The following is a 16,737-nucleotide window of genomic DNA, read 5'->3' as shown; positions in this document are numbered from 1 at the left end:
ATTGCCTATTAGTAAATTATTGACTTTTAGACGAATAATCATCCACCCAAGTATAAATTACTGTAGTAAAAAGCAAAATAAATGTGTTACAATAAGCAAAAATGTTCATGAAATGAAAGGATTTAAGAATGCAGCCAAATAGTAACTACTATCAAATCGATAGAAGTGAGTGGAAGACTTTTCACGAAGAGTCCATTCCATTATTATCAGAAAAGAAAATTGAAAGTTTAACCTCTTTGAATGATAAACTTTCACTGGAAGATGTGCGTGATATCTACGTTCCTCTTGTTGAAATGATTGATCTGTATCAAAAAAACTATCGCAAACTAAGAAGAATGAAAAGTAATTTTTTGGGTTATTCATACGAACCTGCCCCGTTAATTATTGGGGTTACTGGTAGTGTGGCAGTGGGAAAGAGTACGACTGCACGTGTTCTACAGAGTCTTTTGCAAAAATTTTATACAGATAAAAACATTGAAATGATTACAACAGACGGATTTCTTTATCCAAATGCCTATTTAATTGAGCATGGCATACTTGGACGAAAAGGATTTCCGGAGAGTTACGATATGGAACGCTTGATCCAATTTTTATTGGATGTAAAAACAGGCAAGCCAAATGTAGAATTTCCGGTTTATTCTCATCATATTTATGATATTGTGCCAGATACTTTTGATGTTGTGAACCAACCTGATATACTAATTGTTGAAGGAATAAATGTATTGCAGCTTCCTTCCAATCAACAAATTTATGTAAGTGACTTTTTTGATTTCTCTATCTACGTGGATGCGGATGTAGAGAATGTGGAAAAGTGGTATCTAGAACGATTTGAATTGCTAATGGACTTGGCTAAAAACCAGCCCGATAATTATTATTATAATTATGCGATTGGTAATCGAGAAGATGCGATTAATATGGCAAGGGGCGTTTTTCGATCAGTCAATCTAAAGAACTTGGAAGAATACATCGCTCCGACCATGACTCGAGCAGATCTCATTATTCATAAATCCGATAACCACTTTATCGATTACTTACAGATCAAGAAATATTAATACTGGCAATAAAATTAAAAAACAAAAACTTGGAGGGATTATCTTAAATGACTACAGATTTAGCATCAATGGAAAAAATTATCGTTTTAGACTTTGGAAGTCAATACAATCAATTACTTACAAGACGAATCCGCGAATTTGGTGTATTCTCTGAATTACTGTCTCACCGAACAACCGCAGAAGATATTAAAAAAATGGATAACGTAAAAGGAATTATTTTTTCAGGCGGACCAAACAGTGTCTATGCAGAAGGAGCCTTTACCGTTGATTCAGCAATTTACGATTTAGGAATTCCCATTCTAGGTGTTTGTTATGGAATGCAATTAATGACCGTTGAATTTGGCGGTACGGTTAAAAAAGCAAAAAATCGTGAATACGGTCGATCAGACATCAGTATCCTTCAATCGGAGAACAAATTATTTAAAGGGTTGGACACAACTGAAACAGTGTTAATGAGTCATGGGGATTTAGTTACTGACATTCCTATCGAATTTGAAGTGACCGCAACGAACGCTCAATGTCCAGTTGCAGCATTTGCAAATGAAGCACGTAATTTTTACGGTGTTCAATTCCATCCAGAAGTTCGCCATTCTGTTCATGGCAATGAGATGCTCCGTAATTTTGCATTCGATATCTGTGGATGTAAAGCTGACTGGTCTATTGCAAACTTTATTGATATTGAAATTGAAAAAATTCGTGAAACAGTAGGGGATAAAAGAGTACTGCTTGGCCTATCTGGTGGAGTAGATTCTTCTGTTGTAGGTGTCCTTTTACAAAAGGCAATTGGCGACCAACTAACTTGTATTTTCGTTGATCACGGCTTACTGCGTAAAGGTGAAGCAGAACAAGTAATGGAAAGCCTATCTGGGAAATTTGGTTTGAATATTATTTTAGTGGACGCAAAAGAACGTTTCTTATCAAAATTAGCAGGCGTAAGCGATCCAGAGCAAAAACGTAAAATCATTGGAAACGAATTTATTTATGTATTTGATGACGAAGCAACAAAACTAGATGGCATCGAGTTCCTTGCACAAGGAACACTTTATACAGACGTTATCGAAAGTGGAACAGAGACTGCACAAACAATTAAATCTCATCATAACGTTGGTGGATTGCCAGAAGACATGCAGTTCAAATTGATTGAACCATTGAATACACTATTCAAAGATGAAGTCCGTGAACTAGGAACAGAGCTAGGAATGCCTGACAGCATTGTTTGGCGCCAACCGTTCCCAGGGCCAGGACTCGGAATCCGCGTACTCGGCGAAATTACTGAAGAAAAATTAGAAATCGTTCGTGAATCAGATGCAATCTTGCGCGAAGAAATTGCAAAAGCAGGATTGGACCGTGATGTATGGCAATACTTTACTGTATTACCAGGAATCCGTAGTGTCGGGGTAATGGGGGATGGACGTACATACGATTATACAATCGGAATCCGTGCTGTAACTTCCATTGATGGAATGACTTCAGAATGGGCACGTATCCCTTATGAAGTGTTGGATACAATTTCTCGAAGAATCGTGAATGAAGTGGAACACGTAAACCGTATCGTGTATGATATCACGAGCAAGCCACCAGCGACTATTGAGTGGGAGTAGTTGTAGGAGAGCTAGAAATCCTCTTATACCAAGGGTTTCTGGCTCTTCTTATCTTTTTACTGCACTTTTATTGCACTTTTTTCATTTCTTTGTTTCGCAAGTAGTCTACAGTAAATTGATTCTTTGGTGAAGTATCATAATTTTGTTTTGCTTCTTTAAAGGAAATGGCTCCATTTAATTTGTTAGCTACCTCGAAATTACTGTTAGGATAAAGATGTCCATACGTTCCTAAAGTCGTCTCAATATCTTCGTGTCCTAGACGATCTTTAATGATAAGTGGATTTTCTCCCATACTGATTAACAAGGAAGCATGAGAATGCCGTAACCCATGGATTCTGATTCGATGGATGCCAGCCAGCTTAGCATAGCGTTCAATAGCATATGATAGTGTATGTTTTTGGGTAGGAATACCGTTATAGCTCATTACAAAGTCTGTCTGAATTAGATTTTGTTGTACTTCCTTCCATTCGGATAAATAAGTTAATGTGCATTTATCTAATACAATATGACGAACGCTCGCCTTTGTTTTTGGTTCAACAAATCTATAATTCGATTGATTCTTGTAATAGAGTGTTTTGTTGATGGTTAGTACTCCTGAGTCAAAATCAATATCTTCCCATTGAATGGCAGTAGCTTCACCAATTCGCATTCCAGTCATAAATAAAAACCACAGAGAGATAAATAAAAAGTGTTGATAGTAATCTTCTTTGTAAATTAGAGAGATTACTTTTTCAAATTCTTCTTTTGTCCAAAATTCAATTTTAGACTTTTGCTTTTTCACATTGCCAATAATCTTAGATGGATTTGTGGTGGTTATCCCAAGGACAATTGCTCGATCCATAGCAACTGAAAATAGTCCTTGAACAGCTCTTACATAAGAAGACTTACACTTCTTTGATAATTTTAGTTGCCAATTTTGCACATCAATAGGCTCAATATCGGAAACAGCCATTTTATCAAAATAAGAGAAATGCTTCTTAATAGTTGGTAAGCGATTTTCATATGTTCTGAGCTTTACCTGTGTCTTATACCATGGAAGGAAAATTTCAAAGATATAATGTTTAAACGTCATTTTATCCTTATTCTCACTTAATTCTTCTGGTTTCATCAATAGCAGTTTCGAATATTCTTCTCTTGCTTCTTTTTTAGTAGTGAATCCACTACGATATTTTTGAATTTTTTTCCCTTTAGAATCATAACCTAGATTTGCACGAAAATAATAGGTTCCATTCTTTGCTTTTTTTATTGGGTCTTTAACCATAGTTTTTACTCCTTACTGTGCAAAAACTACTCAGACCTGTTTTCATTTGAAAACCGAATTCCTAGAATTTCTTCAACAGCTTCACGAGGGACTCTATCTAGCTTTCGAGATTGATAGTAGATATGCCCTTTTGTAATCATCAATTCTTTTGCTTTTTTTATGATGTCTGCTGAAAAAGAAGTTCCATATCCTAGCTCAACTAAATCCTTTTTTGTGACCGTTATCATTATTACTCCTTTCCCAATTATAGGCTAGGAAAACTCCAATATTCACCTATAATTATATCAAATAGTTTTATAATAATACACTGACAAGAGAAGAATATCTTAGCAATCGAACAGCTCTAGCAAAGCTCACAGGAATTTCACTTCTGCATGGTTCTCATGTAGCCGTACCCATTGCCTGTGACGCTTCTAACGCTCGGACTATGGCTATACGGGAGTATCATTATCACGATAAGAAAGTCATGGCAGCAATCCTGCTAAAGATTACTTTCGAATTACTAACATGAATCGCTCACTAATTTTGTAGGTCATGGCGTGTTAGTTCATCAGCTCTTTTCTTACCGAAACGTATTCGATTGCCTTTATTTGGTTGTCAAAGAACGTTTGGCTTGTTAGCCTATCAAAACCTACTGAACACACAATATGCTTTGATGGAATAACAAACCTCCCAAATCGGGAAGCGTGGATACGATTCGACACGCTTCCACGAAAAAATGGGACTATTTAATTTCGAACGATAAAATCTTAGAGATGAGTTTCGTTTCCATTCTGCCACGTAGGGTTTCATCAATAACCATATGAGAATTTCCATATTCGTCTGTCATGCGACGTAATGAACGTTTTGAGGTATACCCTCGATAATGTTTAACAATCTGATTAATTGCTTCCACGTCGCCATCTGTCGCCTTTACAATGAGGGGGAAGGGAACCCTTGGATAAGCTGTTTTCATTCTTTACACTCCTTCATGAATTCTTTAATCATGGCTAGTCCACTTATTCGATGACGATAAACAGTCGAACGATTCAAATTTAGTAACTCCGCAATCTCCACATCACTCATATCCATAAAGTAATGAAGTAAAATAATGTTCCGTTTTTTCTCTGAAAGATGACGCAGGGCTTCACTTAATAAATCACTTTCAACATTGATTCTTGATCCAAATAATTTAAATAGTTGGAAATCAGTGACGTACGTATCAACAGTAGAAAAAGAGTTGACAAGGTAGTTATCTATATCAGAAAACGAGACTTCTTTTGCTGATAGTCTGTCTAGATGTTTGAAGTAATCTTTTCGTTCATCTTCAATAACTTGTTTGCAGATATAGTCAAACTGATTTTCTATGGTTTCTTGAAAAGAAGATGGTTTCATGCTTTTCACCCCCTTTCTGTCGTGAAAGGGAGTGGCATGTGCTTCTTTATCTCCCTTCATACTAAGCCCCGACACGAAAGGGGGATTTGTTGCATAAATGAAGAGAAATCCTAAAAGATATTTATTAAGTGACCAAAAAAGCACATAAACAGATTGTTTTCTCTGTTCATATGCTTTGATTTTTCTATCTATGTAATCTGCAAAACCACATTGATGGTCATATCTATCCAGTACAGGTGGATAAGTTTTTTTGATAAGAACTTAATTAAGAGAACTAGATGACAGATTACCTTTCTCATGGCGACTTTTCCCTCCATTAAGTCGCCAATTTTATCTACTTTCTAGGAGTATGACTAAATTTTATAAAGTTGTATAGGTAAATAAAATCAGCGACCTTTCTATTTGAAATTGGATTCATCGCATTAATAAATTCCCCAGTGTTCTATAGGAACTCATAAACTATATAACATGTTTTTCTATACCTGTTTATGGTTATATAGGAACAGTAAAATGTATAGAGGTGATTTAGTATGCGTAAAAAAGAAGATAAATACGATTTTAGAGCCGTTGGTTTAGCGATTAAAGAGGCTCGAATGAAACGGGGTCTCACTCGTGAACAAGTGGGAACAATGATTGAAATTGACCCACGTTATTTAACAAATATAGAAAACAAAGGACAACACCCAAGTACACAAGTGCTGTATGATCTTGTATCATTACTCCATGTATCTATTGATGAATTTTTCTTACCTACAGATAATTTGATTAAAAGCACTCGAAGGTTACAGGTAGAAAAATACATGGATAGCTTTACAGACAAAGAACTATCCTTAATGGAAGCACTAGCAAAAGGTATCAATGAAGCAAGAAATATTGAAGGCTAGTCAGTAAAATTCAGATAAACAAAAAGAGCCGATAAGATGAGAGTTTCATTTCTCAAATTATCGGCTCTGCGTCTTGGCGTCTGGCTCTTTGATTGTTATTATATTCATTTTTTGAACATTAATTAAAGTTTCGTTCTTACATTTGGGGCAGTATAAAGGGAAATTTTTAAGTATAGTATCCACTCGTATTCGTAGTCTTGTTTTATTTCCACAAATAGGACACAATATCCACTTGTAGTTTATAATAACAATCTCCTCCTTTCCACTTTAATTCAAATCTATATTAAAGAATATTTCATCTTATTTAATAAGAAACCATATTTATATAACAACATAAAACGCACTAAGTTATTTTATTGAACATATATCTTACTTTATCTATCCGACTATTTAGACGACGGGTCTGGCAAACAGGTTCGCCAGTGGTAACCTGATATCCTTTTAGCTCTGCTAAACAAACACTAAGCCCATTTGTAAAAAAAGTTAAATCATTGCGATAATCTTGAATACATCGAGCAGGAATTTCTCCAATAATAATGACCTCATTATTTTTCAGTTGAGTATTTACGATATTTGCACAATATTTGGGAGCATCGTTATATGCCCGTGAAAGATATTCCTGTGGTGCATAAACTTTAAAACTAAGATATGGCTCTAACAATTCTGTTCCAGCTTTTCTAAAGGCTTGCTCCAGTACAATAGGAGTAAGCATCCGAAAATCTGCTGGAGTACTAACAGGGCTATAGTATAAACCGTACTTAAAACAGATTTTACAATCCGTCACATTCCAACCATATAATCCTTGTTCGCAACCATAGCGTATCCCTTCCATAACTGCATTTTGAAATGATTGATTTAAGTATCCAAGAGAAACCGAGCTCTCATACTGCATTCCACTTCCCAACGGAAGCGGTGATACAGATAAACCAATGGAAGCCCAGAAAGGATTTGGCGGCACTTCGATGTGAATGGTATATTCTGCATTTTTTAACGGTCTCTCCATATAAATGACTGTAGGCTCTTTTAGTTCTATCTCCACATGATACTTTTCTTGCAACAGTGCACTAATCACTTCCATTTGTACTTTCCCTAAGAAAGAAAGTATAATTTCATGTGTCGTAGAATCCACGTAATATCGTAGAAGCGGATCACTATCTGAGATTTCCAAAAGGGCATCAAGCAACATTTCTCTCTGTTCAGGTTTACTCGGTTCAACAGTTGTTTGTAGTAGAGGGTGCGGATTTTCAATCTTTTTTCTCTGTGGCAATAGTTTTGTATCTCCAAGAACACTATTTAACTTCAAAAACTCATTTTGCAAAATAACAATTTCTCCAGAATAAGCTCTATCAATCTTACATAATTCACCATTTATTGAAGTATACATTTCTGTAACTTTTATTTTTTCTTTTTCTGATACTCTAACCGAATCTCGTAAATGTAGTACTCCACTATAAAGGCGTATATATGCAAGACGTTGTCTTTTTTTTGTATATTCAATTTTGAAAACATTTCCGCAAAGTTCAGACGGACCTCGATGTGTTGATGAATAAAATTTACTAGTAATAACTTCTATAAGGTTATCAATCCCTATATTACTTTTTGCACTTCCATGATAAAGAGGGAACAGAGAACAATTCTGAAATCTTATGCTTTCCTCTTGTTCGAGTTCCAATGCTTCTAATGATTTACCGGACATATATTTCTCTAAAAGGTCATCGTTTCCCTCTATTACCGTATCCCATTGTTCAGATTCGGTAAAGTTCGTCACACACATATTAGGATACAGTTCTACCTTCTGTTTGATTACAATTTCGGCAGAAAGTTTCTCTTTAATATCCTGATAAACCGTTGATAAATCAATTCCATTTTGGTCAATCTTATTGATAAAAAAGATTGTGGGAATCCCCATTTTCCTAAGTGCATGAAATAATATACGAGTTTGTGCTTGTACGCCATCTTTTGCAGAAATCAGTAGAATTGCCCCATCTAAAACTGATAATGAACGATATACTTCTGCTAAGAAATCCATATGTCCTGGCGTGTCTATGATGTTCACCTTCGTATTTTCCCACTGAAAAGAGGTTATTCCTGTCTGAATTGTAATTCCTCTCTGACGTTCTAAAAGCGTATTATCTGTCCTCGTTGTACCTTTGTCCACGCTTCCTAATTCTGTAATCGCTCCACTGTTATATAATAAGCTTTCTGTTAAGGTAGTTTTTCCTGCATCAACATGAGCTAAAACTCCAATATTAATAATTTTCATGTGATTTTCCTCCATTCAAAAACCCAAAAGGGCATAAAAATCCCAGTGATAAATACTTTTATCACTGGGATTTTTATGCATAACCATAGGTATACAAAGCATACAGATATTCTCTGGATACTTTAGAATCACATGATAAAGGTATTCTTAAACTGGGTACAAAAAACTAAGCCCTCCTAAAAAAGGACATCTAATTATTTGTTCCCGCTATCAAATTGACAGTTTATTTAAGAATACCTTGCCGCATATTTATTAACTCCTTTTAAATAGTCACTTAAATAATAGCACGTAAGAGCATATTTGTAAAGGAATCTCCAATTTTTTATCAAAAAGAGTACATGATTACAAAGTATCTGTAATCATGTACCAATATTTGTTATTTTACAATCTTCCAATTATCTTGTTTTTCTAATATCAACTCAAATTGCGAGATTTGGGTTGCCTTTGTTTCTTGATCTAAATATTTCACAGCGACATTCACGATTACTTGGTTATCTTTTCTGGTAAAGATAGGATTCACCAATTCCTCGAAAACATATTCCTTGTTAATCATAGGTAACACATGATTACTTACATAGTAAGTCAATTCTTTTTCTGTGGCGGTAGGATAGAGCTGGAAGAACGTTTCTAAAAAGCTAGTGATTTCGTCCATCGTTTCTGTATCTACTGTATGGTCACTTTCTAGCTGTTTGGGTTGGTAGTCCGATTTTTGAGGTTTCTTACTCATTGTCGGATTTTTGATAATAACCATATTATCTGATTCATCTATATGGACAACCACATGAAAGCTAGACGATATAGTTTCCTTGTCTTTGTCTTCGGTAATAACTTGTTCAACAGAAAACAGTACCTCAAAGGTGTTCTCATTCACTTGAGAAACCTGCCACACCTGTATATCGTTCACACTAGAACTAGTAGGAATATCCTTACGAATCATTTCTTCATTTAATACCTGCAATTCTTCCGTCAAATAATGGGTCAATTTTTCATTTCGTTTATCAATGGCTTCTTGGGATTGTTGCCACGAAAAGTAGTCTTTCGCAAAGGATTTCACAAAACTTTCTACTTGGTTGGTATCGACAATCTGCTGTTTAATGATTTCTGTTTCACGGACAGTATGAGTGTCAATGGCAGTAAAATTTTTATAGATTCCAAATCCGACACTACCAATCAATAAAACCCATAAAACAAAGGTTAATTTCTTATGCGTGCCAACTTTAATCATCGGAACTTTTCTTTGCTTGCTCGGTTTTTTAGATTTCTTTGGTTTCTCCTTCTTTTCTTTTCGCTCGATTTTTATAATCATTTGATTCATTCCTTTCTTAGTTATGAATAACACGTCTAGCCCCAATCAGATGGTCTTGCCAATAACGACTGCTTAAGTCGCCATAACCGATTGGGTCGCCTGCATGATAAAAGCGATTTCCCTCTAAATATATCGCCACATGAGTCACATATGTGCCTGCATTATAGGTTGAATGAAAGAAGATAAGGTCGCCTGCTTGGGCTTCTTCCATAGAGATTTCTTGCGTAGCGTCATACTGATCTTGGGCGACACGAGGGAGAGAAATGCCAGCTTTGTCATACACCCATTGTATTAAGCCACTACAATCAAAAGAGGTGGTAGGCGACGCCCCTCCAAAGACATAGGGAAACCCTTCGTATTTCAAGGCTTCGTCCATAATGACTTGCACGGTTTTATCATCAAATTCTGTTGGGGAAGTGTCGGTTAGGTATTGTGAAACCAACTGAACATAAAACTGATTTCCATAGTTATATCGCCAACCACCATTCACAGGTATGGCTATGGGATTGGGATAGTCTGCTTTTTGACCACCCGACTTCTCTTTAGAAAACTGTTCGGCTAATTCATAGGTATATTTTTTCCCATGACTCCTCACATAATTTAAAAAGCCACCGCCATAATTATAAGATTGGATAACAGAATCTATATCCACTCCTTGTTGTTCTGCACTGGTTAATAATTCACTGAAATATTTAACCCCTTGTTTGATGGACTCTTCGGTACTCAAACTGTTGGGCGGTAAACCCAAAGATTCGGAACTTTGCATAACATCTTCTGCTGTACCGCCCGATTCCACTTGCATAATGGCTAAGATATAAGAAACATAGTCTTCAATCCCATATTCCTTACCATATTTTTCAATCAACGGACGGTGTGCCAACACTTCTGGTGAAACGGTCACACCGCCTTGTGGAATAGAAGAATCCTTGTTGTTTTCGCCACTGTCCGTATCATCTGCAAAGAAAATGACTAGGAATAATAAGAGAAAAAAGAAGAGAGAGAAGACCACACTACAAATCACTGTTATTTTTAGCTTCATGTTTGTTGTCCTCGCTTATCCGTTCTTTTATTTAGCTTCCTCTGATTGAATTGCTTCGGTGGTGTCTTTTGTTTTTGCTCTTTTTTCAATGGTCGCTGATGATTTTCACGTTTAGTGTTTTGTGACAAAACAGGCGTGACGGTTTGCTGACGCTTGCGAACATGCTGCTGGTTATTCTGAACAGGAGATGATGGGTTTTCTTTTCGTCTTTTTTCTTTTGCTTTATCCAGCTCCAAACGCTTTTGAGCAATGTTCTTTCGTTTTTGCTCCTGCTGGTTCATACGCTGTTGTTTGCGTTGAGCTTTGGTATCTGCCATAGATTGTTTAAAGTCTGTTACATTATGAGTGACATTCTCTTTTCCTTGATGAAGGGCATATTTGACATGGGTTGGTGTCGCCTGTATCTGTTGTTTTGCCTGCTTTCTTTTATTGACTAGACGATTTTTCGTGTCCAATACATGGGCTGTCTTTTCACCTAATCGTTGCCCGATACCGCCTTGTTGCTTTTTCACATTGGAAAGTGCTGTTTCTTTCTTTGGTGTAGTCCGTTCATTTTGACGAGTATGGTTAGCTTTATTGGTTTGATTCTGCTTTGTTGTCATTGTCTTTTGCTTCGTTGACCCTGCTTTTCCACGAAAAATCTTACTCATACTGCGTTGAAATCTTCTGGTTTGTCGATTCATCATTTGACGAGGTCTGCGAAACACTTGTCTGCCCATGTTTTGAGAGTCGTTGCTTTGTAAAGAGAATAGGCTCATTAAATCGCCCAGTTTAAAATAAATCCCTGCAAAGGTCACAATTTGTAAAAACATAATCATGAAAAAGGGAGAACTTGCTGACAGCGAATAAAGCATAGTGGAAATACTAAAGGCAACGGTAATAATCAAGGTAATACCAGCCCTTGTCATAATCACATTAAATAACTTGGTAATGGCATGCCTGCCCATGCCATCAAAACTCGGCAACATACTTAATAGGAAACTGATTGGCAAAAACATAGCGAAAATAATAAATAGCACTTGCGAAAAAATCATGATTCCTGTTAGAAGGAAAACAAAAATCGAGATACCAATATTGAATACAAACAAAAAGAAGACTGTTCCTAATCTGGAAATCGTCTTCGGTAGGGTTAAATAGGTATTGTCATGATCTTCAATTTCTTCAATCACTACATTTTCTCTATCTTCACCATTGTTTGTATCTGGACTGGTAGACAATAAACTTTCCACACGTTCTTCCCCTAACGCTTCTACATCAGTGGAGCCATATTGAAGCAATAGCCATGGTTGCTTTACTTGAACAGAGAATAAGCTGTCACGTATCATGTCCACATTGTCTTTCCCTTGACTATCCGTGTTAGGAAGAACAATTTTTGTCCCAATATTCAGACTGGCGGTACTGACATCTTTGGAAAAATCATTGATTTTCGCAATATAATCGGGTGCATACGCAATAAAGGAAGCCGATAGAATAAACACCACGACAAAGTTTAAAACAGCTCGTATCACTTTCGTCGTTTCTCGCTTAACCAATCCTGTATAGGCAACATAGATTCCAACAATGAGAATAAAAAGAAGGAGGAAACCGACATAAAACCCTGAACTGGAAAAGCCATTCGGTGTAATGCCTGCAATCGTCTGCATGTTTTCGCCAATTGCTTGGGATGTTTGACTAATGAAATCTAAGGCATAGGCTTCTTTCACCAAATAACCTGTGGCGTTCGATAGATAAAGAGAAATTGTCCAAATAAAATTAGTAATGGCATACAATCCATACATCACCGATTGTCCTATGCCATCACTCCAATTCCATGGAAGCCAGCCCCAGCTATTGTCCACATAATAATCAAGCTGATATTGATTCAAACCATACTTGGAGTATTCATTGCTTGTATCAATGGTTTCATCAACTAAGCCTGTCGCTTGTACTGCATTGCCCAGCGTGCCTAACAAAAGTAAAATAACGCCCACACAAAGGAGCGTTATCCAACTATAGTGAAGAAATTTCTTTTGTTTTTGTGTCATTCTTCCACCTCATTTCGCACAGGCGGTCTGGTATCAAAGGCATGAAGCAACTCTTCAAAAATCGGGTGAAACTGCATAACCCCTACACGACCATAGATGTCTGAAACTAAACATTGTCCATTTTCTAATTCACGTAAGCGTTTCTGATTGTTTTCATCTTCCTTGTCCACACCAAAAAATTCTAAGGTCTTTTTGATTTCCACTAGGTCAGTGGAACGAAAGGCAAATTTCAAGCCAATATTATTCTTCATCTTTTCATCTAGTAAATCGTCCGCGTTTTGAGTAACGAAATAGACCCCTGCATTCATGGCACGTCCTGCTCGAACCAATCGCATAGATAGAGCTTTTCCTTGTGCCACTTGTAAAAAACTCCAAGCCTCATCAAGGTCAACAATTTTAAAAATGGAACGGTCAGAGTGGATAAAGTCTAAAGCAAAGGTACTAATGACAATCAGCATTGCCACACTTAATAATTCCATGGTAGTGTATTCTTCAAAAGAGCTATTGGAATCGGGTAAGACCAAATCTGCCACTTGAATAATATTGAGTTGTTTTTCCAAGCTAATGGATTGGGTGACACTGCCATCACTGAATAACAGATGGGCAAAATCATAATCGACAAAGCTTTCGATATGGTCAGCAATACTATTGCTGATGGGTGTATCTTCTTTTCGCAATTCATCAATTACCAATAACAACCCTCGTTGTTCGCTTTGAGTGACACTCCGAATCGCTTTACGCAGGACAGGAAACTTCTCGCTATCTCGGCTGGAAATGCCTGTTAAGAACGTGAGAATATCAATGGCTAGGCTTTCTGAATCTTTCGGGAGTTTTAAGATCACATAAGGGTCAAGTAACCCTTTATTGTCGTTCTCACTCGTGAGATTAACGATATTGATTTCATGGGCAATATCAGGTAAGGTTTCTTTCCATTTGCCACGTTCAGCTTTTGGGTCTACAATGATTGCCTGTCCGCCAAAGAGTACCGAATAATAGACCAGCATATTGTTAGAGAATGATTTTCCGCCACCTAATGAACCAATAAAAGCAGACGCTAACGCATTCGTCACAGAGCCTTTAATTCCTTGACTTGCAAGGCTGGGTTGGAGATAAATATTTCTGCCTGTATCGAGATTGTAACCGACGTAAATACCAGAATTTTCACCAAGCATTTGTGTAGCACCAAAACCAAGACCAGCCAAAAAATCTGACGTGACATATTGAATATAGTCATTGATATATCGCTTGCTTGAGGGAATAAATTCATTATGCAAGCCTAGCATATCGCCAAAAGGTCGTACTAATTTGATAGACAAATCATCATAAAAATCTTTTACTTCATCACAACGTTGTTTCAACTCGTCCAGATTTTTTGCCGATACTCGTACCACATAGCTTAGTTTGTACATGGATTCTTTGGTTTGGTCTAGGTTGGTTTCTAATTCGTCGACAGATTCTAAAGCGTCCACCACATTGGTACTGGTTTCATTGTCGCTTTCCCATGCGTGACTATCCAAGTCTTTCAATTCTTTCTTTTTGTTGCGAACGGTAGACAGAGCTTTTTTATTAGCAACAATTTCAACATTCATGCTGGTATCAATCGGGAAAGTGAACTGTTGTTGCTGGTAATAAAAAATCTCACTATTGGGGAAATCCAATTCGCCGACGATACTGTTAATCGTAAAATACGCCACATAAGTGGTAGTATCTTCCTGTTCCATCCGTAAGTAGCGTTGCTTTTCTTCGATTAAACAGCGAGTGGGTTTAATAATATCGTATTTCTTTACCAACACTTTTTTATCTTCATATCGTTTGGGTAAATGGTAGTCGTAGTCATCAAAAGGAATCCCTGTTTGACCGTAAAGGTGGGCAATGATATACCCAAAATCATCTTTCCCCAATGGGCGAATGTGAAAGCGTCTGGATAATTTACTTTCTAATAACTGTTCCATTTTAGAAAAGCGTTCGATTTCTGACATAGGCATAGAAACAAAATCGCCCATCAACTTGTGATTCACGCCATGAAAGAATTCCGCAAATGCTTTTTGAATGTCTTTGCCAATATTTTTGACCGATACTTCCTGTTCATTCAGCAAGAGTTTAAAACCAATAAAAAAGCGATAGTCCACTTGATTGTCACCAATCATAGAAACTAACGCTTCGGTCTGTTCATCTATTTTTTCGTAAGCTATCTCTTTTAATCGTCCAGTGATTTCTTTTTTCGATTGTTCCTGTGTCGCTCGAATACTTGATTCGGTTGCTAGTTGCAGGGCATGAATCTTACCATCACGATTTTGGGCAATCAATTGACGGAAATTATCATGAACTTGAACTTTTTCATCGGAACTTAAAAAACTGTAATTATAGGGAATTAATTCATAATAAGCAAATACTTCGCCATCATGATTAAATACGAGATTATCTTCGATATATTTAATGGGGTGTGCCATTTAATTGTTCACTCCTTACAATCGTGATTGATTCATTCATTTTTTCTTTATTTAATCGTATTTGTTTGCCAGCATAGGTTATTTTAGGGCGTAGAGCATAGGTAATAATAGATTTTAAAAATCCATAGGGTTTCTTCCCGTCAAAGGTTTTTTGACACATGAACCAAGTGAGGACAACGGGAATCCCCAAGTATTTGAGTAATGCTCCATCAATCAAAGAAAGTGGTGGCAGATTGCCAAAGAGTATAACGACAAACAAAGAAACGATAAACCATGTCATTTGTGTAAAGGTTATGGGAAAAGGGAGTTGTAAATCATTAATTGCATAAATCACTTTTTCTACTGACCAAATACTGGTGTAACTTCTTATTTTTTTCATGTCTTCACGTCCTTTCCGTAAAAATAGAAAAAGAGCAATCAAAATAGGTGATTGCTCTATAAAATAATAATTATTTTGTGACTTTTAATTGTTGAAAAATAGTTATTCTGAGTAAATCATCTAAAAGACAGCAGGTATGAAGTAATACCCAATTTAATCTACTGTATTCTGTATAGTCAAAATGAAAGTGTTTCATAAATTTTTGAGCGAATTTTTCTGCTTTTTCGTTAAAACCTTTGAAATCACCATGTCCGATTTTATTTCTCATTTGTCTTAATAATTTTGCTACTTCACTCGAAACCTCTCCATATTTCTTATCAAGATAAGGTATTAGTAATTTGTCAATTTCATTTGTATTCTGATTTGGTTTTAATAATACAAGTTCTAACAAAGTAAAAGTCTTTAAATAATGATTTTGATTATAACTATTATCACTATATATCCCGTTCATAATATAATCTAATTTGTAATAATCGTTTTCCGATTTTAGTATAGAATCAATTCGGTTGCCCATTTTTTTAAGTTCCGTAATGTAGTCGTCTGTAGTCCTGCACCCTTTAAAGTTTGAATCAATTCTAAAACTTAGATTTGATAATATCCTAGTATGCTCTTTAGGATTCATATTACTTGTATAAATGCAGTTCATATGAATACCATTTTGTATATCATGATTTACAAAGTTACTAAAATACATCACTTTTTCAGCGTAATCCTCTTCACAAAAACGACCATCAAAGCAATTGCTTGTCCAATCAAAAAAAGGCATATCCTGATATTCATAGTCAAAGAATAGACATATCATATTATCAACAAGGCATTGAAGACATGATTCAATAGAATTTAAATTATATTTTGTATAGTCTTCAACATTGGCGTGAACGATTTCTTTCAAATAAGATATAGAATATTCTGTTTGAAATGTTTTACCATACCTTTTCAAATTATCTGCCATGTCAACTTTTTGTTGTCGAATTTCTTGTAACATGTCTTCTATAATGCTTTCCTTCCAGTCATCAGAAACATTAGATATATATAGTTTCAATTTATCTGACAATTTTATTTTTGTTATTTTCCCATAAACATCTATTATTACCAATTGAACAA

15 protein-coding genes and 1 pseudogene are annotated in these 16,737 nt (G+C 36.0%); 3 read left to right on the top strand and 13 right to left on the bottom strand.

Features of this window, described 5'->3' with window-relative positions; translation table 11 throughout:
• Window positions 1–128: 128 nt before the first annotated feature.
• Window positions 129–1,052 carry a type I pantothenate kinase gene (gene coaA / locus EJN90_RS01155; RefSeq protein ID WP_126108475.1) on the top strand — a complete coding sequence of 308 codons (924 nt, stop codon included), beginning with the start codon at window positions 129–131 and terminating at the stop codon, window positions 1,050–1,052.
• A gap of 47 nt (window positions 1,053–1,099) precedes the next feature.
• On the top strand, window positions 1,100–2,653 hold the full coding sequence (gene guaA, locus EJN90_RS01150) for a glutamine-hydrolyzing GMP synthase (protein WP_126108474.1): 1,554 nt from the start codon (window positions 1,100–1,102) through the stop codon (window positions 2,651–2,653).
• Between the two features lie 67 nt (window positions 2,654–2,720).
• Here guaA and EJN90_RS01145 read toward each other — a convergent pair whose 3' ends face one another.
• The 4 genes from EJN90_RS01145 to EJN90_RS01125 form a co-directional block, all read right to left on the bottom strand.
• Window positions 2,721–3,914 carry a site-specific integrase gene (locus tag EJN90_RS01145; RefSeq protein ID WP_000237797.1) on the bottom strand — a complete coding sequence of 398 codons (1,194 nt, stop codon included), beginning with the start codon at window positions 3,912–3,914 and terminating at the stop codon, window positions 2,721–2,723.
• Window positions 3,915–3,940: 26 nt separating this feature from the next.
• Window positions 3,941–4,141 (bottom strand): DUF3173 family protein, encoded by a 201-nt coding sequence (locus EJN90_RS01140; RefSeq protein WP_000633907.1) that lies wholly within the window; start codon window positions 4,139–4,141, stop codon window positions 3,941–3,943.
• 497 nt (window positions 4,142–4,638) lie between these two features.
• Window positions 4,639–4,869, bottom strand: a complete 231-nt coding sequence (locus tag EJN90_RS01130) for a helix-turn-helix domain-containing protein (RefSeq protein ID WP_000845143.1) — start codon at window positions 4,867–4,869, stop codon at window positions 4,639–4,641.
• Entirely contained in the window at window positions 4,866–5,288 is a 423-nt protein-coding gene (locus tag EJN90_RS01125; protein ID WP_164543959.1) for an RNA polymerase sigma factor, read from the bottom strand. The genes EJN90_RS01130 and EJN90_RS01125 overlap by 4 nt, the downstream gene beginning before the upstream one ends.
• Window positions 5,289–5,818: 530 nt before the next feature.
• On the opposite strand from EJN90_RS01125, the gene EJN90_RS01115 reads away from it, so the two are divergent.
• Window positions 5,819–6,172, top strand: a complete 354-nt coding sequence (locus EJN90_RS01115; RefSeq protein WP_001227350.1) for a helix-turn-helix domain-containing protein — start codon at window positions 5,819–5,821, stop codon at window positions 6,170–6,172.
• A 57-nt stretch (window positions 6,173–6,229) separates the two neighbouring features.
• On the opposite strand, the gene EJN90_RS01110 is transcribed toward EJN90_RS01115, so the two are convergent.
• From EJN90_RS01110 to EJN90_RS01065, 9 genes and pseudogenes are all read right to left on the bottom strand, one after another.
• Window positions 6,230–6,415, bottom strand: a complete 186-nt coding sequence (locus tag EJN90_RS01110) for a cysteine-rich KTR domain-containing protein (RefSeq protein ID WP_413926387.1) — start codon at window positions 6,413–6,415, stop codon at window positions 6,230–6,232.
• A 100-nt stretch (window positions 6,416–6,515) separates the two neighbouring features.
• Window positions 6,516–8,435 carry a tetracycline resistance ribosomal protection protein Tet(M) gene (gene tet(M) / locus EJN90_RS01105; protein ID WP_126108471.1) on the bottom strand — a complete coding sequence of 640 codons (1,920 nt, stop codon included), beginning with the start codon at window positions 8,433–8,435 and terminating at the stop codon, window positions 6,516–6,518.
• Between the two features lie 15 nt (window positions 8,436–8,450).
• Window positions 8,451–8,498: pseudogene (locus tag EJN90_RS14155) on the bottom strand (hypothetical protein); the annotation flags it as partial.
• 313 nt (window positions 8,499–8,811) lie between these two features.
• The gene (locus EJN90_RS01090; protein ID WP_000584387.1) at window positions 8,812–9,741 is read right to left on the bottom strand and encodes a conjugal transfer protein; all 930 of its coding nucleotides are present in this window, start codon (window positions 9,739–9,741) and stop codon (window positions 8,812–8,814) included.
• Window positions 9,742–9,757: 16 nt separating this feature from the next.
• A complete protein-coding gene (locus EJN90_RS01085; protein ID WP_126108470.1) occupies window positions 9,758–10,780 on the bottom strand; it encodes a bifunctional lytic transglycosylase/C40 family peptidase in 1,023 nt (340 codons plus the stop codon).
• Entirely contained in the window at window positions 10,777–12,804 is a 2,028-nt protein-coding gene (locus EJN90_RS01080; protein ID WP_126108469.1) for a CD3337/EF1877 family mobilome membrane protein, read from the bottom strand. The genes EJN90_RS01085 and EJN90_RS01080 overlap by 4 nt, the downstream gene beginning before the upstream one ends.
• Complete coding sequence (gene tcpF / locus EJN90_RS01075) at window positions 12,801–15,254, bottom strand: conjugal transfer ATPase TcpF (protein WP_126108468.1); 2,454 nt, start codon at window positions 15,252–15,254, stop codon at window positions 12,801–12,803. Before tcpF ends, EJN90_RS01080 begins: the two co-directional genes overlap by 4 nt.
• Window positions 15,238–15,633 (bottom strand): conjugal transfer protein, encoded by a 396-nt coding sequence (locus EJN90_RS01070; RefSeq protein ID WP_126108467.1) that lies wholly within the window; start codon window positions 15,631–15,633, stop codon window positions 15,238–15,240. Before EJN90_RS01070 ends, tcpF begins: the two co-directional genes overlap by 17 nt.
• A gap of 70 nt (window positions 15,634–15,703) precedes the next feature.
• Window positions 15,704–16,729: a hypothetical protein gene (locus EJN90_RS01065; RefSeq protein WP_126108466.1), complete on the bottom strand. Its 1,026-nt coding sequence runs from the start codon at window positions 16,727–16,729 to the stop codon at window positions 15,704–15,706.
• Between the last annotated feature and the right edge of the window lie 8 nt (window positions 16,730–16,737).

Origin of the sequence: Jeotgalibaca ciconiae (assembly GCF_003955755.1) — a bacterium.
GTDB classification, from domain to species: Bacteria; Bacillota; Bacilli; order Lactobacillales; family Aerococcaceae; genus Jeotgalibaca; species Jeotgalibaca ciconiae.
Note: the sequence above shows the minus strand (reverse complement) of the source record. Positions and strands in the feature narration are given on the sequence as shown.

Coding starts and splice junctions, on each gene's coding strand:
- coaA (WP_126108475.1), top strand. CDS start 129: ATGCAGCCAAATAGTAACTACTATCAAATCGATAGAAGTGAGTGGAAG.
- guaA (WP_126108474.1), top strand. CDS start 1,100: ATGACTACAGATTTAGCATCAATGGAAAAAATTATCGTTTTAGACTTT.
- EJN90_RS01145 (WP_000237797.1), bottom strand. CDS start 3,914: ATGGTTAAAGACCCAATAAAAAAAGCAAAGAATGGAACCTATTATTTT.
- EJN90_RS01140 (WP_000633907.1), bottom strand. CDS start 4,141: ATGATAACGGTCACAAAAAAGGATTTAGTTGAGCTAGGATATGGAACT.
- EJN90_RS01130 (WP_000845143.1), bottom strand. CDS start 4,869: ATGAAAACAGCTTATCCAAGGGTTCCCTTCCCCCTCATTGTAAAGGCG.
- EJN90_RS01125 (WP_164543959.1), bottom strand. CDS start 5,288: ATGAAACCATCTTCTTTTCAAGAAACCATAGAAAATCAGTTTGACTAT.
- EJN90_RS01115 (WP_001227350.1), top strand. CDS start 5,819: ATGCGTAAAAAAGAAGATAAATACGATTTTAGAGCCGTTGGTTTAGCG.
- EJN90_RS01090 (WP_000584387.1), bottom strand. CDS start 9,741: ATGATTATAAAAATCGAGCGAAAAGAAAAGAAGGAGAAACCAAAGAAA.
- EJN90_RS01085 (WP_126108470.1), bottom strand. CDS start 10,780: ATGAAGCTAAAAATAACAGTGATTTGTAGTGTGGTCTTCTCTCTCTTC.
- EJN90_RS01080 (WP_126108469.1), bottom strand. CDS start 12,804: ATGACACAAAAACAAAAGAAATTTCTTCACTATAGTTGGATAACGCTC.
- tcpF (WP_126108468.1), bottom strand. CDS start 15,254: ATGGCACACCCCATTAAATATATCGAAGATAATCTCGTATTTAATCAT.
- EJN90_RS01070 (WP_126108467.1), bottom strand. CDS start 15,633: ATGAAAAAAATAAGAAGTTACACCAGTATTTGGTCAGTAGAAAAAGTG.